This window comes from Affinundibacterium seohonense, assembly GCF_014284305.1.
Taxonomy (GTDB): domain Bacteria; phylum Pseudomonadota; class Gammaproteobacteria; order Burkholderiales; family Burkholderiaceae_D; genus Undibacterium; species Undibacterium seohonense.
In genome coordinates this window covers 1-23,017 of sequence record NZ_JACOFW010000004.1, presented here as the reverse complement: position 1 = coordinate 23,017, position 23,017 = coordinate 1, and the positions used below count along the sequence as shown (strand labels likewise).

The 23,017-nt window shown below is 47.0% G+C and carries 17 protein-coding genes; 10 read left to right on the top strand and 7 right to left on the bottom strand.

What is annotated here, in order from left to right:
• Positions 1–623 precede the first annotated feature (623 nt).
• The gene (locus H8K52_RS04915) at positions 624–959 is read left to right on the top strand and encodes a YciI family protein (RefSeq protein WP_186921783.1); all 336 of its coding nucleotides are present in this window, start codon (positions 624–626) and stop codon (positions 957–959) included.
• Between the two features lie 196 nt (positions 960–1,155).
• Here H8K52_RS04915 and H8K52_RS04910 read toward each other — a convergent pair whose 3' ends face one another.
• Complete coding sequence (locus H8K52_RS04910; protein WP_186921782.1) at positions 1,156–1,311, bottom strand: hypothetical protein; 156 nt, start codon at positions 1,309–1,311, stop codon at positions 1,156–1,158.
• 347 nt (positions 1,312–1,658) lie between these two features.
• Here H8K52_RS04910 and H8K52_RS04905 point away from each other — a divergent pair, with 347 nt between their 5' ends.
• From H8K52_RS04905 to H8K52_RS04890, 4 genes are all read left to right on the top strand, one after another.
• A complete protein-coding gene (locus tag H8K52_RS04905) occupies positions 1,659–3,338 on the top strand; it encodes a methyl-accepting chemotaxis protein (protein ID WP_186921781.1) in 1,680 nt (559 codons plus the stop codon).
• 422 nt (positions 3,339–3,760) lie between these two features.
• Positions 3,761–4,306: a DUF4256 domain-containing protein gene (locus H8K52_RS04900; protein ID WP_186921780.1), complete on the top strand. Its 546-nt coding sequence runs from the start codon at positions 3,761–3,763 to the stop codon at positions 4,304–4,306.
• A gap of 732 nt (positions 4,307–5,038) precedes the next feature.
• Entirely contained in the window at positions 5,039–5,359 is a 321-nt protein-coding gene (locus tag H8K52_RS04895; RefSeq protein WP_186921779.1) for a hypothetical protein, read from the top strand.
• A 246-nt stretch (positions 5,360–5,605) separates the two neighbouring features.
• Complete coding sequence (locus H8K52_RS04890) at positions 5,606–6,508, top strand: MipA/OmpV family protein (RefSeq protein ID WP_186921778.1); 903 nt, start codon at positions 5,606–5,608, stop codon at positions 6,506–6,508.
• 88 nt (positions 6,509–6,596) lie between these two features.
• Here H8K52_RS04890 and H8K52_RS04885 read toward each other — a convergent pair whose 3' ends face one another.
• Positions 6,597–10,217, bottom strand: a complete 3,621-nt coding sequence (locus H8K52_RS04885; RefSeq protein ID WP_186921777.1) for a two-component regulator propeller domain-containing protein — start codon at positions 10,215–10,217, stop codon at positions 6,597–6,599.
• 268 nt (positions 10,218–10,485) lie between these two features.
• Positions 10,486–11,784, bottom strand: coding sequence for an acyltransferase family protein (locus tag H8K52_RS04880; protein ID WP_186921776.1), 1,299 nt, complete (start codon positions 11,782–11,784; stop codon positions 10,486–10,488).
• Between the two features lie 139 nt (positions 11,785–11,923).
• On the opposite strand from H8K52_RS04880, the gene H8K52_RS04875 reads away from it, so the two are divergent.
• Both H8K52_RS04875 and H8K52_RS04870 read left to right on the top strand, forming a co-directional pair.
• Positions 11,924–12,085, top strand: coding sequence for a hypothetical protein (locus H8K52_RS04875; RefSeq protein ID WP_186921775.1), 162 nt, complete (start codon positions 11,924–11,926; stop codon positions 12,083–12,085).
• A gap of 254 nt (positions 12,086–12,339) precedes the next feature.
• Positions 12,340–13,032, top strand: a complete 693-nt coding sequence (locus H8K52_RS04870; protein WP_186921774.1) for a hypothetical protein — start codon at positions 12,340–12,342, stop codon at positions 13,030–13,032.
• Positions 13,033–13,317: 285 nt separating this feature from the next.
• Here H8K52_RS04870 and H8K52_RS04865 read toward each other — a convergent pair whose 3' ends face one another.
• Positions 13,318–14,019 carry a transposase gene (locus H8K52_RS04865; RefSeq protein ID WP_186921773.1) on the bottom strand — a complete coding sequence of 234 codons (702 nt, stop codon included), beginning with the start codon at positions 14,017–14,019 and terminating at the stop codon, positions 13,318–13,320.
• Positions 14,020–14,428: 409 nt separating this feature from the next.
• On the opposite strand from H8K52_RS04865, the gene H8K52_RS04860 reads away from it, so the two are divergent.
• On the top strand, positions 14,429–16,000 hold the full coding sequence (locus H8K52_RS04860) for a DUF4214 domain-containing protein (protein WP_186921772.1): 1,572 nt from the start codon (positions 14,429–14,431) through the stop codon (positions 15,998–16,000).
• A 234-nt stretch (positions 16,001–16,234) separates the two neighbouring features.
• On the opposite strand, the gene H8K52_RS04855 is transcribed toward H8K52_RS04860, so the two are convergent.
• Both H8K52_RS04855 and H8K52_RS04850 read right to left on the bottom strand, forming a co-directional pair.
• Positions 16,235–16,573, bottom strand: coding sequence for a hypothetical protein (locus H8K52_RS04855; protein WP_186921771.1), 339 nt, complete (start codon positions 16,571–16,573; stop codon positions 16,235–16,237).
• A 140-nt stretch (positions 16,574–16,713) separates the two neighbouring features.
• Entirely contained in the window at positions 16,714–17,142 is a 429-nt protein-coding gene (locus H8K52_RS04850) for a GNAT family N-acetyltransferase (RefSeq protein WP_186921770.1), read from the bottom strand.
• Positions 17,143–17,473: 331 nt separating this feature from the next.
• Here H8K52_RS04850 and H8K52_RS04845 point away from each other — a divergent pair, with 331 nt between their 5' ends.
• Positions 17,474–18,511, top strand: coding sequence for a DUF475 domain-containing protein (locus tag H8K52_RS04845; protein WP_186921769.1), 1,038 nt, complete (start codon positions 17,474–17,476; stop codon positions 18,509–18,511).
• Positions 18,512–19,239: 728 nt separating this feature from the next.
• On the top strand, positions 19,240–22,362 hold the full coding sequence (locus H8K52_RS04840) for a collagenase (RefSeq protein ID WP_186921768.1): 3,123 nt from the start codon (positions 19,240–19,242) through the stop codon (positions 22,360–22,362).
• On the opposite strand, the gene H8K52_RS04835 is transcribed toward H8K52_RS04840, so the two are convergent.
• Positions 22,352–23,017: transposase (locus H8K52_RS04835; RefSeq protein WP_186921767.1), on the bottom strand; the 666-nt coding region annotated here is incomplete at its 5' end. The two genes, H8K52_RS04840 and H8K52_RS04835, sit on opposite strands and share 11 nt — an antisense overlap.

The following is a 23,017-nucleotide window of genomic DNA, read 5'->3' as shown; positions in this document are numbered from 1 at the left end:
ATACGATTTATTCAAATCTGTTCTTACGACATTTTCTGCCAACTCAGACCGCAGACTGGAAAAATAAAGAATGTCTCGATCTTATCGTCCAGTCGACATTCAAAAAAAAGAGGTTTGCAAGCTATGAGAATCAGACATACTGACTTTGTAAATTAGAGACTAAATCTAGTCGTTGGAACAAACCATTAAGGACAGAAAATATCGATAGAGCATGCTCGTTTTTATACGATAAGACGGTACTTTGTGATCTTTGTATTGTGTATAGCTCGATTCGTTTTGGAACTGAGGATTATGAAGACCCGTCTAATGTTTGCAACGATGTGGTAGTTGTTACTTTCTACGATTGGATTGGTTCAACGACGGCTCGTGGTGTGAATAGCGTTTGCAGTAGTGGATGGTCATCCATAGTAAAGGCCGTCAAAGAATCAGAACATCTTCGTTTCTTTGGCAACGCAATTTCATGGATCAATCTACAGTGTAAAATTTAACAAATGGTTTGAGAAACATGCAGGTTTTGAGGTAGTCTCAAACTCGCAATCTGAAGCACGCGCCTATCATCACTATCCTTAGCTACGCCAACGCCAACCAAAACTACAACCACCCTCAATTCAAAGAACAGCCCCATGCCCAAATACCTAATCTCATTTCCCAGCGCAGCAATGCAAGTACCAGATCACAAATTAGCAGAAGTTGGTCGTGACGCGCACGCTGTCATCGAAGAAGCGAAAGCAGCTGGCGTGTATGTCTTTGCTGGTGGCATTGACGAAGACGTTCTGCCATTTTTGGTTGCTGCCGACGGCACCGTCACTTCAGGCGGCTATACTTGGGCGCCTACTTTGAATGGTGGTTTTACTGTATTGGAACTAGCGACACATGATGAAGCTATCGCTTGGGCTGCGCGCATCGCAAAGGCTTGTCGCTGTCAACAAGAGCTGCGCGTGTTTGGGCTGGACGCATAGTCTTAAGTGCGCCACTAAGTCGATGCAGCGAATGAACCAAGACCATTTTCATTTACCCTAAAAAATGTAAGAAATAACAAAGCGTAGGGTCAAATTCAAACGTGGCGTATTCAAACACAAGCCACTCTACAATTTTTCGGTAGTCATCAAAATATTCACAAGATTTATCCCCAATTATCACTACGAACTAATACGACTACTGCACCGCCTCCGCATCAGTCACATGTTGCAGCAAAGGTTCATAATCTTTTCTAACCACCTTAATGCAACGACAAACGCGCGCTTCCATGGCGGGTCTGTCTAACGCTTGAATATCGCCACGCTTGGCGGCGATCCATCCGTCTTTTTGCACCTACCGCGTGCGTGATGTTCTCGCTACGTACGCCAAGCAACTTTGAAATCATTTCCATAGACCCAAGCTCGGCCGCTTAGCGCTCTTCGCATACCAAAAACGCACACAATTGACCACCGCAAGCGCAGCTTTGGTAATGGTGTTACATTGCCGTACCGCAACTTCATGACGGAAGTTTCTGTCATTGGGTGCGCTGCAAAACATACATAGTCAGTCTTAATTGTTATTTTCAAGCTTGTACTTGAGGTCAGTTTTTTTGATATCACCTCCAGAACATCTCAGAGAATCGACTCTGTTATGCCCATCAAGCATTTACCACAAAAAGAATTTAATAATTTAGAGGCTATATGAACACCAATCTATTTAGTGATCTCACGCTCAAGGCTCGTATAGGATTGGGATTTGCTTTGGTCTTATCCATGATGGCGATTCTCACCACGATCGGGATCTGGCAGGTCAATTCAATCTCAACCGGTTTAACGACCATCGGTGACGTGAATAGCGTAAAGCAACGCTATGCGATTAATTTTCGTGGGAGTGTCCACGACAGAGCGATTGCGCTGCGTGATGTGATTTTGGTGCCAAGTGATGCTGAACTCTCACCGGTGCTCGCGACCATTACGAGCTTAACTGCCGATTACGAAAAATCGGCTGCCCCATTAGATAAAATGTTTAATGAGGGAAAAGACATCACTAGCGAAGAAAAGAAAATTTTAGAGAGCATTAAAGAAATTGAAGCACGAACACTGCCAATCATTAAGAAAGTGATTGAGCTACGCCGCGCTGGTGATGCAGATCAGGCCAAACAAGTAATGCTTAACGAAGCCCGCCCAGCTTTTGTGGAGTGGCTAGGTCGCATCAACAAGCTGATTGATTTTGAAGAAAATCTGAATCGCCAAGAATCAACAATTGCCCGCGCCACTGCCAGCGGATTTCAAACTTTAATGTTGATTACCTGTTTCGCGGCACTTGTTTTGGGTGCGGTGATTGCCACTTTAATTGCGCGTAATATTTCAAGAGCGCTCGGTGGTGAGCCTAAAGAAGCTAGCGCGATTGCTCGCAGTATCGCCGCTGGTGATCTCAGCATTGACATCGAAGTTGATGCACGTGATCAGACCAGTGTTTTATCAGCCATGAAAGAAATGCGCGATAGTTTGGTGAGTATCGTTGGTCGTGTGCGCAGCACAACCGAGACGATCTCAACAGGCTCGACAGAAATTGCATCAGGAAATCAAGATTTATCTGTTCGTACAGAGCAACAAGCAACCTCACTCGAAAATACAGCGACTTCCATGTCGGAATTAACCTCGACAGTGAAACAAAATGCCGACAACGCCAAACAGGCGAATCAACTAGCAATGACAGCCTCAGGTGTGGCGATTAAAGGCGGCGCGGTGGTCTCACAAGTGGTCAATACCATGAGTTCGATCAATGATTCCGCGAAGAAGATTGTCGATATCATTGCTGTCATCGACGGTATCGCTTTTCAAACCAATATTCTTGCATTGAATGCCGCGGTCGAAGCGGCACGTGCTGGCGAACAAGGTCGCGGTTTTTCGGTAGTTGCCAGTGAAGTGCGCAATTTGGCGCAACGCTCTGCTGCCGCAGCCAAGGAAATTAAAACTCTGATTGGTGACTCGGTAGAAAAAGTCGATGCAGGTAGCAAGTTGGTCGCCGAAGCGGGCAGTACCATGAATGAAATCGTGAGCAGCGTCAAGCGGGTTACCGACATCATGGCCGAGATCATGGCGGCGAGTCAGGAGCAAAGCACTGGCATCGAGCAAGTCAATTTTGCGATCGACCAAATGGATCAAGTCACACAGCAAAATGCCGCATTGGTAGAAGAGGCCGCGGCCGCGGCGGCATCAATGCGCGATGAAGCGTCCCTGTTAGCAGAAACCGTCGCCGTATTTAAATTAAGTCATACGCAGACTGCAACACTTGGTAAGGCTTCCAATCCAAGATTAGCGAAGTCCAACTCACAAGTTGGCAAAAAGCGTAGCCATGGGGTGAAGCTAATTGCATGAGGAGATAGCTGGTCGGTAGCGTGAATCAGATTATGCGAAATTAAAAGTGCCAAGATCCGATCCATTTATAGCAAAAGCAGATTCGGTAGCCACTGCGACTGAGCAAAGGCTATCGCTGTTTGGCCGTTCGTTCCCGCTTGAACATGCCAAAACATGCTACGACAACACGGCCAAATCGGGTGTGCGCTAACATGGTTCTAAGTAATCCCAAACAATGATTTCTGAACCTGTGCGGGATCCACTTTGGCAGCGAGCTATGGAATAATCAAAATAGCAGCGCGACACTTTCACCAAAGATCTCTCCACTCTCGACTTTGGTCTGGCAAAAATTCTACCAACAGTTTATGCTCAACAGCCTGACTATGATCTCCGCACAAATAGATCAAAAACCTCAAGTGTCGACAACGAAAAACAATCCGTGTATGCGTACAACATCTGATAGCCAACTTTTACAAATTTTGCAGACCCGCTTTGAAAAAAACAAGTCACGTCATCCCAATTTAGCATGGGCGGAGTTGCAACTAAAGTTGACAGCACAGCCTGATAAACTGCGCTCTTTACAGGCAATGGAAGATAGTGGTGGGGAGCCAGACGTGCTGGGTATTGACTCGACCACGGGAGACTATATTTTTTGTGACTTCTCTGCAGAGAGTCCTGCCGGACGTCGTAGTGTGTGTTATGACCGCGCCGCGCTAGAGTCACGTAAAGAACACGCCCCTGCCGATTCCGCCATGGATATGGCGGCCATGATGGGTGTTGAACTACTCAGTGAAGAGCAATACCGCTCCTTGCAGCAGCTCGGTGAATTTGACAAAAAAACGTCTAGTTGGATACGCACCCCAGATAGTATTCGTGAGCTTGGCGGTGCGCTCTTTTGTGACCGCCGCTACGATCAAGTATTCGTGTATCACAATGGAGCATCATCCCATTACGCCGCGCGAGGTTTTAGAGCGAGCTTACGGGTGTAAGCTGCGACATCATTTTAAACGAACGACTATTTCGCAAGGGGCAAGTCCATTCTTGACTCAAGGTGCACACATTACTATCCACAAGTCACACATCTATTTCTGCAACAACTCTATCGCCTCAACACTTATCGATTTCACGCCGACTTTTACAGCCGCTTCCAGCATCGGTGGCAATTTTCTAGCGTTGGTGCGTGCGACGTGAGCTTTACCGAGTTTGTCTTGCCTACGAATTCGGGATCAACCAAACCAGAGTGAACCGAGATTTTCCATTGGGGTTTGTGACAGTGACGGATGCATTTCGTGACGGATGCAATTTTTGATGCGGCTGGATGAAACATCCAAACCGCTGTAGGCACACCGTATGTTTGACAATGGCGCAACAGTCGAGAATTTAGCTTGTTTGCCATGATGTCAGCATTGCCGCCGAATGAATTTACTTAGCAGCCAGCTTACTCGCATGACGATTCTAGCCGAACATGGCATGTTCCTTTTTCTCAAACTAGGCTGACGACCTTAATAAAACCAAGTCGGAAAAAGTCCTTATGATTAGCCAGATATAATTAAAAATAATAAACTAAGTTAATTTACTTAATGATACTATTTAACCCGACATAAGGCCTTTTCTGTACAAGCATCTCCAATAGAAAAGCCGACATGTCAGGTGCATTATCAGCATGGTGCTGACGTCAATGTTGATAATGATGTTTGTGTCCTCTATCGAAAGTGAATACCATGAAAAAATTTATTGTATCGATTTCAATGTTAGCGTCGTTGTCTGTTGGTGGTATCGCCAGTGCAGCAAATGCACCTGTGAATATTGCCTACCCCATTCACAACTCCACTGTAAAAAACTACTTCCACTCTAATTTTACGACTACCTGCAGCGGTGGTATGTATTCAGTGAAGTGGTATCTCGATGGAACTCTGATTGGAAACGGCTCGTTTTATGACGTCGCTAGCGTGCAATTCGCGCAAAAATTGCCAGCAGGTTGGCACACCCTATTGGTGGTATCTAGCTGCGGGCAAGATACCGTGAAATTCCTTGTGCAATAAATGAAGCCAGTATGAAGTGCGCCTGCGCGACAAGCCAGCAACTGTCTCGCAGGCGCACTCTTTGCTGTCGACTCTTTAGGCATTATGGGTCAATCTGACTCGATATGTAGCACCCATCCTCCCCAACAATACCTCGAGCCTAATCACTTGATTGAACGCGTCAGTTTTTCCATGGCACAATTTCGTTAAAGCTGCGATACACTACGGATTCGTTCATCCTTGTTCCCCATCTTGCCAATAATATCCATGCCAAAAAAATTCCTCCCATCCGCCACATTATTGCTTGGCATCGCGCTTAGTAATCTGTGCTCCACTTCCATTCAAGCCCAAGAGCTTGTAGGCGCGTCGGCTTCACCAGACACGCCCGCTAGTAAACCAATCTTGGTAAAAGACAAGGAGCCATTGCCGCTTTGGGAGTTTGGCGCGTCGGCATTTGCTTTAAGTCAGCAGTCGTATCCTGGCTCGGATACGTATGTCAATCGGATACTAGCGGCACCCTACTTTCTCTATCGCGGTGAACACTTCCGAGTCGACCGTGGCAACACGGGTTATCGCGCGGTCAAAACGCCGCAGTTTGAATTTGATGTTGGCTTTTCCGGTGCACTCGGCTCTAGCTCGGATAAAGTCACTGCGCGTCGTGGCATGGAAAGACTGGGCAATCTGATCGAATTTGGACCACGCCTGAAATGGAATATCAGCGATCCTGAGGCAAATGGCCGTTGGCGTTTTGAACTGCCATTGCGGGCGGTCTTCGATATGAGTAATCAATTCAAACATCGCGGCTATACGATGGAGCCAGAGATTGAATTCGAACGTCGCGCCTTTGGCGGCTGGCGCTACAGTACAGGATTGTCTGCTGTGTTTGGTAATCGTCAGATGGCGGAAACTTTTTACCAGGTACGACCAGATCAAGTGCTTCCTGACCGCGCCGCTTATCAAGCAAAACAAGGCTTAATCGCTTGGCGCTTATCAGGATTTATTTCTCATAGTTACAGCAATAATTTCCGCGTATTTGGTGGTGTGCGGATTGATAGCGTGGTCGGTGCTGCCAACGAAAACAGTTCTTTGGTCAAACGTAAAACCGCACCATCGCTCTTGTTCGGTCTGACTTATACTTGGTTACGTTCTGATCGTCCTGAAGTTGAATAAGTTTTGTTAGCGCAGTGGGTCCCAGCCCCACTGCCAGTACTGATCGATGATTCTTATCGAAAAAATTTAAATTCAGAAAATGTAAAGACTAGCTTTCCAGCGTCAACACAGGAAATTCAACAAAGAAGATGGTGCCGCCAAGCGGATTAGGATAAAAACCAATCGTCCCATCCATCTTTTCAACCAGCTCTTTCGCAATCGTTAAGCCCAAACCTGTGCCATCTTTAGCACGGGTATCAGAGGCGTCAGCCTGGGTAAATTTTTGAAAAATTCTTTCACTGAAACTGGCGGGAATACCGGGGCCACGATCGATCACTTCTATCTTCAAACAACTTTGTTGTTGCGGCGTCAAACGGATTGTGACTTGCTCGCCAGTCGGTGAATATTTGCAGGCGTTGGACAATAGATTTGCCATCACTTGCGCAAAACGATCTGCATCCACTCTGAGTGAGCAATGGCTTACATCACCTTCCAATACTAAAGACACTCCCAAGCGTTGGGCGAACGCCTGATTTGATTCCAAGACATCCGCGATTAGGCCCGCTAATGGCAAACGCTGAAAATTAAAATCCATCATGTTGGCTTCGATTTTTTGCATGTCGAGCAAATCATTAATGAGACGGCCTAAGCGTTCCGCATTATTGAGTGCGATCTGCCCTAGTTTAGCAGCCGCGGCAGGCAATTCGCCAGTCACGCCGCCAACCATCAAACCTAAACTACCGCGAATTGCGGTAAGCGGTGTACGCAACTCATGACTAACGGTAGAAACAAACTGTGTTTTCATGCGCTCGACACGTTTTTGTTCAGTAATGTCACGCACGATTAAAATAAATTTTCTTTCTCCAGCGTCGGTAAATCCACTCAGCGACAACTCGGCTAGAAATGGCGTGCCGTCCGCACGGACTTGCTGCAACTCCATTTCACTATGTCCCTTTTGTATAAAGTCAGCACTGCCAGCATGCTGCAACATGAGAGGGGTCACATCTTCACTACACAGCTTAATGAACGACACGCCCTTAATTTCTGTTTCATTCCAACCAAATAAATGCAGGCCAGCGCGATTACATGATTCTATCGTCCAGTTTTTATCGGTCGTCAGAATCGCGTCTGCCGCATTTTGCAAGATCGCTTGCATACGCTGCGCACTGTCGCGGTTCAGTTGTTGCTGCGCGAGCAGCTCTTGCAAGCGTACTGCTACCAATGCCTCCAAACGAAGTTGATCACGGGTCAAATGCGCCACCCGCCAGCGATAAACGCCAAACAGTAGTCCTACCACCAGTACTAAAGCAAGCCAGCGAAACCAAATAGTTTGCCAATATTTAGGCGGAATCACGATCTTAAGGCTGGCAAGATTTTCGCTCCAGAGTCCAGTGTCGTTACTTGCCTTGACTTGAAAAACATAGTCCCCTGGATTGAGATTGGTATAGGTGGCATTCCGATGTTCTGCGTCGACTTCCACCCAATCTCGATCAAATCCTTCAAGGCGATAGGCATATCGATTCAGTGTGGGATTGGTAAAATGTAAGGCAGCGAACTCCAGAGAAAACACCGATTCCTGCTGTTCTATACGCAGTGATTTTGGTGCGGTGACCGAGCCGCTTAAGCTCACGCCCGAGGATGCTTTACCAGACTTGAGCGAACGATTAAAGACACTAATATCGGTAATCGCAATTTGTGGTGGTGTTGAAAAACGCTGTACTGAGTCCGGATATACCGCGCTCATGCCCTTGGTTCCACCAAAATATAAGACGCCCTTCGCATCGCGATAAGATGCCCCCGAAAAACTATCTGATAATCCATCACTGGCGGTATACGCATCGACCGTCGCCGATTCCGGATCAAAACGGATCAGACCATTGACAGTACTGAGCCAGAGTTTGCCCTGTAAATCACTCTCGATTGCCACAATTTTTGCCGCACCTATGCTGCCTTTCGCGGTGAAATGCTGAAATCGTATAGTGCCATCTGCCTCGGTGATGATCTGATTTAAACCATTCACCGCACCGACCCAAAGTCGACCTTTAGCGTCTTCATGTAAGGAGGAAATATTATCGGCACTGATACTCGAAGGGTTCTTAGGGTCATGTCGAAAGTGTCGAAACTTACCAGTATTCTGATCCAGAACATCAAGCCCGCCACCAACCCATTCAGACCCAGCCCACAAGCGGCGACGACTATCTTGCAAGATGGTAGTCGTTCCCTTAGCACTGCGGCTGTCGGGATCGGCGGGATCTGAGATAAATTTGCGATGGGTACCCGTTGTGGTGTCGTAGCGAATTAAACTGTTACCCGTTCCCAACCACAATATCCCGGCATCACCCGCGGCAATTACATTGATGTAATCATCGGCGATGCTTCCAAAATGCATCACTGCAAACACCCCATCGGGGGAGTCGAGACGATTCAGGCCGACTGATGTGCCAACCCATAAAGGTCCGTTCGCTTGCTGGTGTATGCTATAGACCAGATCATTGCTCAAGGCAGTAGCGCGTTTCTTATCGGAACGAAACTGCTTGAGTACATTGCCATTGTCTGGGTCAAATAAAGCCAGTCCATTATTATTCGCCAGCCATAATTTACCGTCAGGGGCACCAACGATGCGCCCTATCGAGTTATTGGGCCTTGGATTTTGAGCGTCCGCATCAAAGGGAATAATGCGCCGAAAGCCGCGACTATTCAGATTCGTAATCGCGATACCATCAGTTAAGGTAGCGACCCATAGCATGCCTCCACGGTCATGCAAAATCGCCCGCACATCATCTGAAGGCAGACTATAGGGATCAATCGCATGCTTCACAAATTGGGTAAATTGTTTGGTATTCGTATTCCATCGCAGCAAACCGGCGGATAAGGTCGCAGCCCACACGACACCATGCCGGTCAGCATAGATGTTATTGACTCGACTAGCTGGCGTGTCTAGACGGCGTCGGCTTGACCAGTCACTTTCGCTGTGCCACAACACCACACCATTTTCGGTGCCTATCCACAAGTTACTTTGTGGATCTAGATACATCGAGCGCACAATATTCAATTTAGAATCTGGCGCGCTTTCTGTATCGATTCGATAGTGCTGAAAGCTCCTTGCGCCGGGTGCCAAATAGTCGATTCCGGCAGGCCAAGTACCAGCCCAAACGCCACCGCGCGGATCGACCGCAATCGCGTTTAAATCATTGCTGGCGATACTATCGAGTCGATTTGGATCATGTGAATACAAAGTAAAACGGCCAGTGGCAGGATCGAAATGTTGCAAGCCGCCCCAAGTCGCCAACCAGAAACCCGCTTTACCATCGGCAACGATGGATTTGATGATACGTTGATTATTGACTCCAGAACTTGGGGTAAAACGCGTAAAGTTATTGGTTTCGGCGTTAAATCGCGCCAAACCATTTTGTGTGCCAACCCAAATTTGCCCATCTTTATCTTCAAATAACGCCGATATCCGGTCGTGCGGCAAACTCGCCAAATTGGTAGCGTCACTTTGATATTTTTCACTTTGATAGCCATTAAACCGATACAAGCCAGCGTTATTCGTACCGATCCAAATGAACCCTTGTCTGTCCTGCAATAGCGATAAAACAGAGAGCTGATCAGCTCCGAGCGAAGCGAGGCGTTGAAAACGCAATTCTGAACTTAAGTTCGCTAACGAATGCGGACTGATCAAGCCGAGCAAGAACAACAAAGCTCCTGACAGCATTACGCGTTTCAGCATCAAAATTGAAAAATTAAGCAACGGGTCACCTGAGAAATTGAAGCTTGCTGTTGCCAGCAGAACAGTTCCCCAACTGTGCCAACAGGGTTACCCACTGTCAACACTTTCCGCCAAGGAGACTGAAGCTGAGCATGACCAAAGCATAAATGACGGTCTTTTTACAACATTTTTTCTGGCATTTCACCAACGCGAAGCTTAAAAAACAATTTGTTTTTTACTACAAAAAACGCAGATGTGTACCTCACTTACCAACACGACAATTTCAATCTCAAAGCACCAATTTAATTGCCAATGGCACTAACACCAGATAAGCCAAGCCTTGGCGTATTCGCCAACCCAGGCCAGCCTGCTCACCCGCCTCGGCGCTAACGACTGTCCACTTCAACCCAAAACAAACTCGCAACACATTGAAGCGCGCAATCACAAGATACGCCACATAGCTTCCAGCCACAGTCAAAACGATCACCAACATCGGCTCCAAAACAGCACCAAAAGCGTAGGGTTTTAAGACATACGCAGCAACGACGATCAAACTTTGATGCAAAATATAGATTGGTAGCACAGCTTCACTCCAGCGCTGAGAAAAAGCTTGGAAACGCTCACCAAAAGAGCGGGCATATCCTAATGCCGCCATGATGCAACAACCAGCATAGAGACGATAAATAATTGCGGCAGATGGATCCACCCAAGCTTGCTCTTTGCGTGTTGGTACCAACCAAACCAAGTTGTACATACACAGCAATAAAACATAGAGCACCGCAGCACCGATCAAATACTGTCGCCGCGCTTGAAAAATATGCTGCCAAAACGCGGCCGCCGAGGCCAGGAAATATCCAGCCAACAAAAATAACAATCCCGTCATATTGCGATCATCCAAATGCGCGACATCCAAAGCGACCAATGCCAAGATGAGTAACGCACTCAAACGAGCACCATCTACAGCTAATCCCATACGCGTTTCGATGGCGGACACAGCAGCAGGAAACATCGAGCTCAGCTTGTTCCAAGCAAAATGCAGCACAATCAGCAGCAAGGAAAATTTCCACAATTCACGCAAATACCACAGATGGTTCACGTCCATATGCGGCAAAATTCCACTGGAATAATCAGCAAAGAGTGGATGATTCCATTGCCAAAAGGCGCGATAAAATTCTAGATAAGTCAATCCAGATGGTAGCTGCGCCTTGCCTGCCATTTCCACATATAACTGCGGCGGTACCACAACCAAGACACCAAACAACAGCGGCAGAAGCAAACGCACACAGCGTTGCCGCAAACTAATCCAGCTACCGTATTTATGCAATGCATGACGTAATGCGACACCAGAAATGAACCACAGCAAAGACATGCGCCAGGGATTTACCAACAACATCCAATTCGCCAGGGTCTCACTTTGATAGTCGCTCTTAAAATGAAAATCCCATCCACTGACATACAGCATGCCGGTGTGATAAAAAATCAAAATACACAGAGCCACGATACGAAGCAATTCAAGATCATGACGACGCTGCGTTAATCCATCGTTCAAACAATCAGAAACATCGAAATTCGGTTTTGGTCTTTGCATGGCATCGTCCTTTGGTAAGCATTAGCGCAGCGACTACACGGTCAAAAGCGCATGAATCGCTAGCCTAGAGTTAAGTTCGATTGCCAGCTATGCATTTGTGGCGAGTGGGGGGTGTTCAGGGGCTAAATGGAAGATGACGATGGATACATTAGTCTGCTGTTTTGGCAATCGTATTCAATACGTTTCTAGCGAGACCATCAAGAGCAAGCAGCTACAAGCCTGTAACCAACTAGCCCAAGCCAGTTGTCGCCCACATCAATTTCAAACAATGCCGATGACAATGCCTACCTCTGCGCAATGACCGGTGTTAACAGCTGATCAAAGTCAAAGAGACAAGCAACTTCACGAATGAATGCGGATCACGATGCTCGACTCAATACATCACATCGTTAACAACATTGATCTCATGGTCAGATCACTTCCATCGTCTATTCACCAGCCAAGTAATCGACATAGAATGAATTTATGAAAGCGCGAGGTTTTCGCATAAAATGGCGCTTCCGCTTCATGTTAGCAACATGATTTTTCATTTCTAATTTTTTAAATGAGTATCCTATGAAAACAGTGTCCCGCGTTTCCAGTCTGTTATTAGCATTAAGTTGTGTTCTCGTCGTTGCCTGCAATAAAAAACCAACAGAAACCTCTGCGGAGGCCGTAGCGAGCACGCCAGCCCCAGTGGTCACAGCCAGTGCAATTGAGCCAGTGACACCTGCAGAACCCACACCAGAACAAATGGAAATGGCCAAGAAAAAAGCCTTGATGGACTATGCCACGATGGAAGATCAATACATCAATGATAGCAAGGCGCAATGGGCAAGCGATGCCAAAGCCAGCTCGACATTTGGTGACAAGAGCAGTTCAGGGCCAGCCACATCCAATATGGCAATCAATGTCAAAGGTGCAGTCGATGGTAAAAATTGGACGAACAATCAACAGGATATCGGTTTTGACTGGCTAGAATTGAGTTACGAAAAACCAGTGGCGGCAACCGAAGTGCGGATCGTTTTTCAAGATGGCGATGGGGTTGAGGCCGTCAATAAAGTTGAATTGCAAAGCACGGATGGCAAATGGAATACCGTATGGGAAGGTATCAGTGATCAAAAGCGTGATAAGCGCGGTGGTCGTACTTGGTTTGTCCGCAGCTTTGAAAAGACGCCCTACAAAGTGAAAGCCGTCAAAGTCACTATCGCGAACAATGTACAACCTGGCTACAAAGTGATTGATGCGGTGCAATTGGTCGGGGAATAATTTTCGGCTAGCGCAATTGCCATTGCAACGATGGATCTCACATGCTTGGAGAAGCCGTTCAGCGTAATGTAGCGATCCGCCTTACGGTTATTCCACCGACCTTTTGTGATTGTTGAAAGGTCGGGTAATGTGATGGTAGGACCATTACTGGCAGTCCGTTTGCATTGGCATGACGTCAAAATATCGTGATTGAGCTACCGACCAGCACCACAAAATCCGCACCGTATTACGCGGTGCGGATACCGATATCAGCAAACACCTCCGCATTCGCGACTCCATTCTTCCTCAATCTGCTGCCACGATCTTCTTCCGAGGCCGACCACGCGCCGCTGGTTCAACTCGCCGTTCGGTCAGTTTTGCCATCTCTAATTTAAACGTTTCAGAGCCCAATACCCATGCTTTGTTCGTGGCATCGTTGATCGCTTTGAAGTGACTAGAGGACAAACCTTTGTCCAACAATTCACGGTAGGCTGCTTCGCGTTGGAAAGGGGTATTACCTAGCCCCCAATACATCGCATGATCCGCGACTAACGGGTCCATCCGCATACCTAGGTGATGCTGACAACTTGACCAAATATAAGCACCTGGTTCCGTTACCAGATGCTGACGCACGGGCATTTCTTCTAACATCACACAACACGGTAAAAAGTAGGTCGCCGCTTCCACCGCCGTGGCTTTGAATCGTCCCTGCCACAACAAGCCGTGACGCTTATATTTAGCGTTGAAGTAAGGGACATAGTAGCGACCTAACCATTGCATCATTTTACCCAGACCCAATTCATCGATCGGCGTTGCCAATAAATGCAAACGATCTGGCAAGATGGCGTAAGCGTGAATTTGCACGCCGAATTGCTTGGCCGCCGTTTTGAGCCATCCCAAAAAAGCGGTGTAATCAGCATGCTCAGGGAAAATAATCTTTCCATCAATACCTGCTTGCGTGATGTGATGGGCTTGATGAGGAATTACTAGGCGTGGGAGTCTTGCCATGATGTTGGATAGTCCTTGCTTTGCCGCGCTATTTTAATTGGGGACATTGTAGTGGATTCGCGCGCAATTCGGACTGGCGGATTATTATTTGCGGTGAGTTGCGTCCCATGTTTCGGGTCAATTCAACTCAACTTGTTCCCATTGAGCGCCAGCAAAGACCTACTTTACCTGCCAGTTCTCTGCCCAAAGTCACCGCTCAACCAAAAATTACCTAAAAGATATTTACAGCTTTGTTTTTCTATTACAATTATTCTTTTTCCAACCTCGGCTGTGGGTCAATGATGATGACTGTCTTCTGGGACAGCATTATTTAATACGCGTTGCCATTGGTGAGCAAGTAGCCATAGAGCAGCAACAATCAACTGTCGGCGGGCAATTCGCTACGACCAGACTCTTTTAAGGAACACACATGCAACTCCAGCATCATGTAGCAAGCAAACGTTTTGCCCTGACTCTTTTGGCCACCGCACTTTGTGCTTGCGGTGGAGGCGCGGACCTTGGTCAACAAGATGCAACATCAATGGCGCCACCGCCATCTGCGACGTCGACGACTGTCACCACAGTCAATACCCCAATTGAATTTAATGATACTCGCAATAGTTTTGTGGTTATGCCGACCGCAACAGGTTTTGAAGTTCGTAAGAAATTCGGTCCAGGCATTCCGGTGGCAGTCTCACGTCAAGCGATTCTTAAATTTTCAGATGTGACCGTACACTTGGGGATCGGCGAACAATCCAAAACGATTCCTGCCGATGAATTGCGTACCTTGGTAGAACTGTATATTGCCTTCTTCAATCGCGTGCCTGACGCAGAAGGTTTGGGGTATTGGATAGGTGAAGTAAAAAGAGGCATGACGATCGATGAGCTCGCCCTCAATTTTTATGGCGCAGCGGTACAACGTCCAAGTCTGACAGGCTACTCCGCCACCATGTCTAACGCCGACTTTGTCAAAATCATTTATAAAAATGTGCTGGGTAGAATTAACGACAAGGCGCCAACACAAGAGGAGGTTAACTACTGGGCTGGTGAATTAGACAAAGGCATAAGAACCAAAGGCGCTCTGGTGAAGATCATGCTCGAGTCTGCGCATAAATTTGTCGGTCACGCGGAGTGGGGTTGGGTACCTCAATTACTCGATAACAAAATTGCCGTCGGTAAGTATTTCGCGATTGAACACGGTTTGGGCTATGTCGACCCCAACGATTCCATTAGCAAGGGTATGGAGATTGCCGGTAAGGTCAGCGCCACCAGCACCGAAGCTGCTCGCACGCTGATGAATGTGAGTGACACCAGTTTCAATCTGCTTGGCACCTCGGCTAGCGGTTCTGGTGTGGGAGACTCCAGAAATTGCCTAAATCCCGATTTGTACAGACAAGGTGTCAGCCACTATACCGAGATGACATCAGACATTCGTAGTACGGGCACAAGCGAACGATTTGCCGTGACATACAAAGCCAATGGCAATGTCAATTTCAAAGGGCAATCAGCGCAAGAAATTGTGGCCGACACCTTATTGTTAAGTGGCCAAAGTGCTGGCGTTGTCAGTCAAGTGAAGACCTATGTCGCGATCGGCAGTAACGAGGTTGTCACCTACGGATCGATACTTAGCGTCAAACTCAACAACACGGTCAATTACGAGGTCACCAATACGATGACGCCACCTGAACGCATGCCCTATGCACTCGTGATAAATCAACCGTATCGCCAAACCACCAGCGTCAAAATGGAAATCACTGGTAATACTATGAGTTTCCCAGAGACCACGTCGACAAACACTACGACGTTTTTAGGCCTGGAATCTGTCAGTGTGCCAGCTGGTACTTTCAATGCTTGTAAGCTGCAAAGCATAGGTACGTCGAACGGCTTCGATACCTATAGTTATGCTTGGTATGTCGCTGAAGGTGATTTACGTGGCATGGTAGCCAAAGTCGACTCAGGCGACTCCGTCACGGTCGCCACCAAAATGAGTGTGAATCGATAAGACACAAAGCCTGCAGGACTAAGCGGCACAGCCTGATCAGGGTTGTGCCGTTTCTTTTTAACCCAGAATTTCCATTTGGATTTGAGACGATGGTGGATGCACTTTTCGAGGCAGTTTTTACGTGAATGAGGCGAAAATAGCGAGCTATTTGCAACGAAGAACGAAGAAAATGACCGAAAATGCGCCGCCAGCGCTCAAATAGCATCGAAGACGCGCCTAATGGAAAAGCTGGGTTTAAGTTTGCAGATGGCGATAAGTGACCGAAAGACGCGGCATGGTCACATTCAAGATCGCCATCAACATCGTTGCAATGTCATCGTCCTTGTCACAGGGAACTGAACCCAATATCCACACCACCTGTGGTGCCCTCCTTCGGGTCTCACGCAAAATCGTGAACAAGCTCATCGCCTCGCATTCTGCGTCCAGCATTTCTACTACAAAGCCCGTATCGGCCAAGGAAACACTTTCACAAAACAAACATGACGATGGCAATTGCGTTTGTGTTTGCACTTGCGGGAGACGATCACCGATGGCGGCTCGAGGAGGATTTATCAATAGAATTTTAGATGACATAGCTGAGCTTAAGATTCATAGAAAGGTGAGAGATTTTCTAGTGTAAAAAAACTGTGTGAAGTCAGTATGCGTTTTCTGTGTAGTGAGGACTCGTCTGCAGATCTTCACTACAAAAAAATAGCAATGAAGCTAGCTGTTCCCTAAAGCGGATTCTCTATCGCAAAAAAAGCCTCGCCATCGGTATCTATTCTTGTGAGCTGCCAACCCGCCTGGACATAAAACTGATGCGCGCGAGTGTCCGATGCGGTGCTCAATTCTAAGCGAGCTAAGCCGCAGGCAAATAGATAAGCAATCATGGTGTCGTGCAGGCAGCGTCCATAGCCTTTCCCTTCGTGTTCGGGATCAACGAACAAGGCCCAAATATTCCCCGTCTGCGCATTACCAACGGCAAAGGCGACAATCTCGCCGTCGTCTTCCACCACCCATCCGCGACCCGTTTCCATCATTGGCTGCACATAACTCGCCTCGGTAATCACAGTCGAGCGCAATGCATTTTCACGCACCGCCAGGCGGACGCGATGCATGCCAGGAATATCGGCAAGGCTTGCTTGTCTCAATACAAAAGTCATTTATGGGTTCCATGAAGTATGAATAGTCATCTTATTGTAGCAAGGCATCTACACTATGGCGCGGATATGGTGTTCCGGCATAAAGTGGCTTATGCAATCGGGCCATCGATCCGATTTCTAAATAAACGGAGCTGAATCGCTGCAGCACTCATTGTGGCTCCTGTTGACCACTATTAAAGCAATGGATCCGTGATGGCACGCAGATGGAAGGTAACTAATTTTTCAGAACAGGATTACCGCTTGCACCACCTAGCTGTTATGTGGCACTCTCCCAGTTCATTTTAGGTCAGATCATCCTATTCTTGACCTTACTCAATTGGACTCAACAAGCATGCAACATTTTCGACTTTCTATACTTATTTCCCTCATTTGCTTAGGTTTCGCCACGTATTGGGGCTATTCCCATGGTGGTGCGACAGCAGCCGCCAGCGCCCTCGGTGTCGCGATGATTTTGGCGATACTGGAGATTTCTCTCTCATTTGATAATGCTGTGGTGAATGCCTCAGTTTTAAAAAACTGGAATGCATTTTGGCAAACCCTATTTTTAACGGTTGGTATCATCATCGCCGTGTTTGGTATGCGTCTAGTTTTCCCCTTAGTGATCGTAGCGGTGGCTGCTGACTTAGGAATCGCAGAAGTGTGGAATTTAGCTATCGAGAATCCAAAAGAATTTTCTACACATCTGATCAATCATCACGCCGAAGTGGCTGCCTTTGGTGGTGTTTTCTTATTGCTAGTATTTTTAAATTTCTTGCTCGACGATGAGAAGGAAATGCATTGGCTGGGTAATGTTGAAGCCAAGATCGCCAGTTTTGGTCGTATCGGTTCTATCCCAGTCTTAATTGCGCTTGGCGTGGTAGTCGGCAGCGTCAGTCTAGTCGATGCCGCGCAACAATATGCGGTGCTGTTATCAGGTGTGTGGGGCATCATTGTGTATGTCGGCGTTGATTTCATCAGTAGCTTATTAGAAAAAGAAGAAGTGACCGATATCGATGTTGGTGCCGTGGTGAAGACCGGCGGCATCGGTGGCTTCTTGTACTTAGAAGTACTAGACGCGTCTTTCTCATTCGACGGCGTAATTGGCGCGTTTGCGATCACCAGCGATGTCGTCATCATCATGCTGGGTCTGGCGATTGGTGCTTTGTTTGTACGTTCTATGACTGTGTATTTGGTGCGTCAAGGGACTCTAGAAGAATATGTGTACCTAGAACACGGCGCTCACTATGCGATTGGCATTTTGGCTTTAATCATGTTTGCCAGCATCAAATACCATATTCCAGAAATCTTTACGGGCCTGATCGGCGTGGCATTTATTGTGGCGTCACTGTGGTCGTCGATTCAACACAAGCGAAACCGTGAGATTCTCTAAGCATCAGACTACCGAATAAATTGTGTTTTAATTAATTTTCTAACTGCAGAGCTGAGGGCAATAGTCCTCGGCTCTTTCTTGATTTCCCCGCCTCCTCTCCCTCAACAAACTCCAAGCACTTGATTTTAAACATTTAATGCTATTCACTCGTGCGCTAAATAGTGGCAATAAAATGTTTACTTACCCAACAGCAATTTATCAGCACTAAAAAACAACTAGTGTGCAATTTCCTTCAACGATAACAAAATAGTCTGCTGATATTCTATAAAAATATTAGTAATATATTTAAAGGTAGTTCGGATTTGCTAATTTATCCCCTTTAGATTTATTTGATATCCACAGGAATTACCTGCTTCATCACTAAATAATCGCAGACTCTTGGAGGAGACCTATGTTGCATCAATTTCATTCCAGCGCTTAACGCCATCCTAGGTGTTCACATGTTTAAAAAGCATTCAAGGAATCGACGACTCGGTTTTTCAGACATGGTAAAAACACCACTTCAATAACGACATTCTGACAAGAGGTCATTTGGTAGGGCTTGCAGATTTTTAGTTAGCAAATCAGTTACGTTGCATCTAGAAACCACTAAAAACCAGTGGAATGGGACTGTGCACGCCGAATTTTGCTGATTCCCTTTAACAGCAAAAGATTTGATCCTCAAGTACGTTTGGCAGTAATTACACATTCAATTAATTGTCGTCGTTCACGACGACCGGGAGAGTATTTTGAAAACACCACATCTAAGTCAGATGAACCCACGCTGGACCATCAGCGCCGTAAGTTTAGCGATCAGCTTTATTGCTGGGACAGCAATAGCAGGAACTACACATACACCACAAGACATCAAATCTGAACAAGCAAAACGGCTAGGTAAGGTCGCGAGCACAGAAGCTCAGCTCATAGGTGCCCATCATCAACAGAGAAGATTTACAACAGCGGAACGTAAGCCTAGCGCACCACCGCAACTAAGTGCTCGCTTGAAATATGGTGCAAACGATAGTGATCCTAAACAAGTCATCAAACGCCCTTCTCGCTTTAAAGCCGGCGGAGAGTCTTTTGCAATGGCAGCGGCGGCAGCTTGCGACTTACAGTTATTTGCGACGTCTAGTGGCAGCGCGTTGGTCAATGCTGTCAAGTCCAGCACATCTGAATGTCTAAACGATCTGTATAACGTGACTGGTACGACTGCAGGACAAATTTTTAACGAAGCCAAAATGGTCAGCATCGCAGATGCTTTCCGCACAGTGGCAAGTAGCTATAACGGTACGAACTCAGGTAGTGCCTTGCAGTTGGTCATGTTCTTGCGCGCTGGTTACTATGTGAATTGGTACTACAGTGGCGATACCGGCCCTTATGGCACGGCATTAAAAACCTCAATCCGCGCGGCGCTGGATGCCTTCGTCAATAACGGCAACTTCGGTTTAGTCAACGATGTGCATGGCGAAACACTGTCGGAATTCATCACCTTGATCGACAGCGCAGGCGAGAATGCACGCTATTTGAATTCCGCAGTGAAGCGTTTGTTGAGCAATTACACCAGCAGTTATAACAGCTACTGGTGGATGAAGAGCGCGGTCAACAATACGTTCACTGTGCTATTCCGCGGTCATCAAAATGCTGACTTTAAAACCTTGGTGCAATCAGATAACACGATCGTTGACACCCTATACAACTTCGTCAACTATAACTTCGCCCAACTTGGTACCGACACTGGCTATCTGATTGCCAATGCAGGTCGCGAGCTCGGCCGCTTCTTGCAATATCCTGAGGGTGGTTCGCTGAAATCCTTAGCGAAAGCACGCGCTAAATTGATGATCGATCGCAGTAATGTCACTGGCACCACGGCCGCATTGTGGGTAGGTGTCGGTGAGATGGTTGACTACTATGACAAAGCAAACTGCAGCTACTATAGCTTGTGCGATTTCCAAACCCGTTTGGAAACTAACATCCTGCCGATTAAATACAACTGCAGTCCAACTTTACGCATCCGTGCGCAATCGATGACACAAGCACAGTTGGCAGAAACTTGTAATATTCAAGCAGGCCAAGAGTCCTATTTCCATCAGCAAGTAGCGACTAATAAAATCCCAGTTGCCAATGACAACAATACGCAATTGGAAATGAACGTCTTCTCCAGCAGTAAAGACTATGGCACTTATGCGGGGGCTATATTCGGTATCGATACCAATAACGGCGGCATGTATTTGGAAGGTGATCCATCGGTAGTGGGCAATCAGCCTCGGTTTATTGCTTATCAAGCTGAGTGGGTCTTGCCGAAATTTGAGATCTGGAATCTGACGCATGAATACGTCCACTATCTAGATGGTCGCTTCAATATGTTTGGTGACTTTGGTGCAGCAATGGGTGTTAATTCAGTGTGGTGGGTTGAAGGTTTCGCTGAATATATGTCCTACAGCTATCGCAATTTGGGCTATGACGGGGCGAAACAGCAAGCGGCTCTCGGCACCTACAATCTGAGCACGATCTTCAAAAATGACTACAATTCTGGACAAACCCGCGTCTACAACTGGGGCTATCTGGCGGTGCGTTATATGTTTGAAAAACAACGTGCAAAAGTCAGCAACGTACTCGGCTATTTCCGTCCTGGTAACTGGACTGGCTACACCAATTACATGAATGGTTCTAGCATGAACACCAGCATGGATACTGACTTCAAAGCATGGTTGCCTTGCGTGAATAATCCTAGCTTGCCAAATTGCACGGGAACACCGCCAGCCAATGTATTGCCAGTCGCAAGTTTCAACAACACCGTGTCAAATCTGTCGGTCAATTTCAGCGATACATCAAGCGATAGCGACGGTAGCATTGCTTCACGTAGCTGGAGTTTTGGTGATGGCACCACATCGACGTCGGCAAATCCAGTCAAAACGTATAGCACAGCAGGCACATACAATGTGGTATTGACAGTTACCGACAATAGCGGTGGAACAGCCAGCACGAACAAATCCATCACCGTCACTTCGATTCCTGCCAATGCGTTGCCAGTCGCTAGCTTCACTTCAGGCGTCACTGCTTTGACGGCTTACTTTACCGATACCTCGACTGATAGCGATGGCACTATCGCTTCACGCCTATGGACATTCGGTGACGGCACGTCATCAAGCCTAGTTAATCCGGCCAAGACCTATGCAGTTGCAGGCACTTACAATGTGACGTTGAAGGTAACCGACAATAGCGGTGGAACAACCAGCATCAGCAAATCCATTACAGTGACTTCCGTTCCTGCTAATGCTTTGCCAGTCGCTAGCTTCACTTCAGGTGTGACCGCTCTGACTGCGTACTTTACCGATACCTCGACTGATAGCGACGGCACTATCGCATCACGCCTATGGACATTTGGTGACGGCACGTCATCAAGCCTAGTCAATCCGGCCAAAACGTATGCGGTAGCAGGGACTTACACAGTGACATTGAAAGTGACTGATAACCAAGGTGGCCAAGCTACGAAAACAGCAACCGTGACAGTTACTGCCAGTGGTAGCACAGAATGTACTGATAGCAATCCACAAGTTTTGGGCAAAAACTGCACACGCAGCAATTTATCTGGTGCAGCAGGTAACTTGACCTACATGTACTTATATGTTCCAGCTGGCACCACAAAGATTGTTTTGACCTCAAGTGGTGGCACAGGTAACGCGAATATGTACGCCAATACCTTAGGCAATTGGGCGACGAATACGTCGTACAATTATCGTTCAATAAAAGCAGGCAATAACGAAACCATCACCATCAATAATCCACCAGCCAACACGTATATCTACGTCAGTTTGCACGGTGCCACCGCCTATTCAGGAGTGCAGGTAAAAGCGGGGTTTTTTATTGGGTAATGATTGCGTCTCTAGTAGGCACTTTAAAAATAAAAGAACTTCGCCACGTATTTTTCAAACGAAGACTCAATGCCTTCCATAGTCGCCATAGGTGCTTTGCTTGAGTCAAATAAGACGATAAAGAAAGGCGCAGGGCCTTTTCTAATAAACTCGCCATTTTCTTCATATTTTGACATGCCGCAGCGAGCAGCGCTTGCGCCTTGACCTTGGCTAATCCACGAAAGCGTGCGTAACGATGACCATGTAGTTGCTTCGCATCGGCGAAGCTCCGTTCGACCGTCTCTTTACGATGCTTGTAAATCTCTTTCCCACTTACACTAAGTCGGTTCGCGTTGAGTTGTTCTTTAAAATGCTGCCAAACATGTCGGGTCACGACTTTGACATGATTTTTACTCGCTGTGCACTGCGCTCTTGATGGGCAGTCACTACATTGTTTGGCATCCGATTTGTATTCGCGGTAGCCAAGTCGATTCGTAGTGGAGTACGCCAGTAATTGACCATTCGGACAACGATACACATCCGCTTGCGCATCATATTCATACTCGCGCTTATAGAAGAAACCATCTTTATGATTGGGGCGACGATAGCCAATCACGCCATAGATATTGCGCTCAACTAAACCTTTGCAAATGTGGGGTGTGAAGTAGCCTGCATC

Excerpts from the sequence above, each read along its gene's own strand:
- H8K52_RS04875 (WP_186921775.1), top strand. The coding sequence starts at position 11,924 with ATGGATACATTAGTCTGCTGTTTTGGCAATCGTATTCAATACGTTTCT.
- H8K52_RS04900 (WP_186921780.1), top strand. The coding sequence starts at position 3,761 with ATGCGTACAACATCTGATAGCCAACTTTTACAAATTTTGCAGACCCGC.
- H8K52_RS04865 (WP_186921773.1), bottom strand. The coding sequence starts at position 14,019 with ATGGCAAGACTCCCACGCCTAGTAATTCCTCATCAAGCCCATCACATC.
- H8K52_RS04885 (WP_186921777.1), bottom strand. The coding sequence starts at position 10,217 with ATGCTGAAACGCGTAATGCTGTCAGGAGCTTTGTTGTTCTTGCTCGGC.
- H8K52_RS04880 (WP_186921776.1), bottom strand. The coding sequence starts at position 11,784 with ATGCAAAGACCAAAACCGAATTTCGATGTTTCTGATTGTTTGAACGAT.
- H8K52_RS04905 (WP_186921781.1), top strand. The coding sequence starts at position 1,659 with ATGAACACCAATCTATTTAGTGATCTCACGCTCAAGGCTCGTATAGGA.
- H8K52_RS04860 (WP_186921772.1), top strand. The coding sequence starts at position 14,429 with ATGCAACTCCAGCATCATGTAGCAAGCAAACGTTTTGCCCTGACTCTT.
- H8K52_RS04895 (WP_186921779.1), top strand. The coding sequence starts at position 5,039 with ATGAAAAAATTTATTGTATCGATTTCAATGTTAGCGTCGTTGTCTGTT.
- H8K52_RS04855 (WP_186921771.1), bottom strand. The coding sequence starts at position 16,573 with ATGTCATCTAAAATTCTATTGATAAATCCTCCTCGAGCCGCCATCGGT.
- H8K52_RS04845 (WP_186921769.1), top strand. The coding sequence starts at position 17,474 with ATGCAACATTTTCGACTTTCTATACTTATTTCCCTCATTTGCTTAGGT.
- H8K52_RS04850 (WP_186921770.1), bottom strand. The coding sequence starts at position 17,142 with ATGACTTTTGTATTGAGACAAGCAAGCCTTGCCGATATTCCTGGCATG.
- H8K52_RS04870 (WP_186921774.1), top strand. The coding sequence starts at position 12,340 with ATGAAAACAGTGTCCCGCGTTTCCAGTCTGTTATTAGCATTAAGTTGT.
- H8K52_RS04915 (WP_186921783.1), top strand. The coding sequence starts at position 624 with ATGCCCAAATACCTAATCTCATTTCCCAGCGCAGCAATGCAAGTACCA.
- H8K52_RS04890 (WP_186921778.1), top strand. The coding sequence starts at position 5,606 with ATGCCAAAAAAATTCCTCCCATCCGCCACATTATTGCTTGGCATCGCG.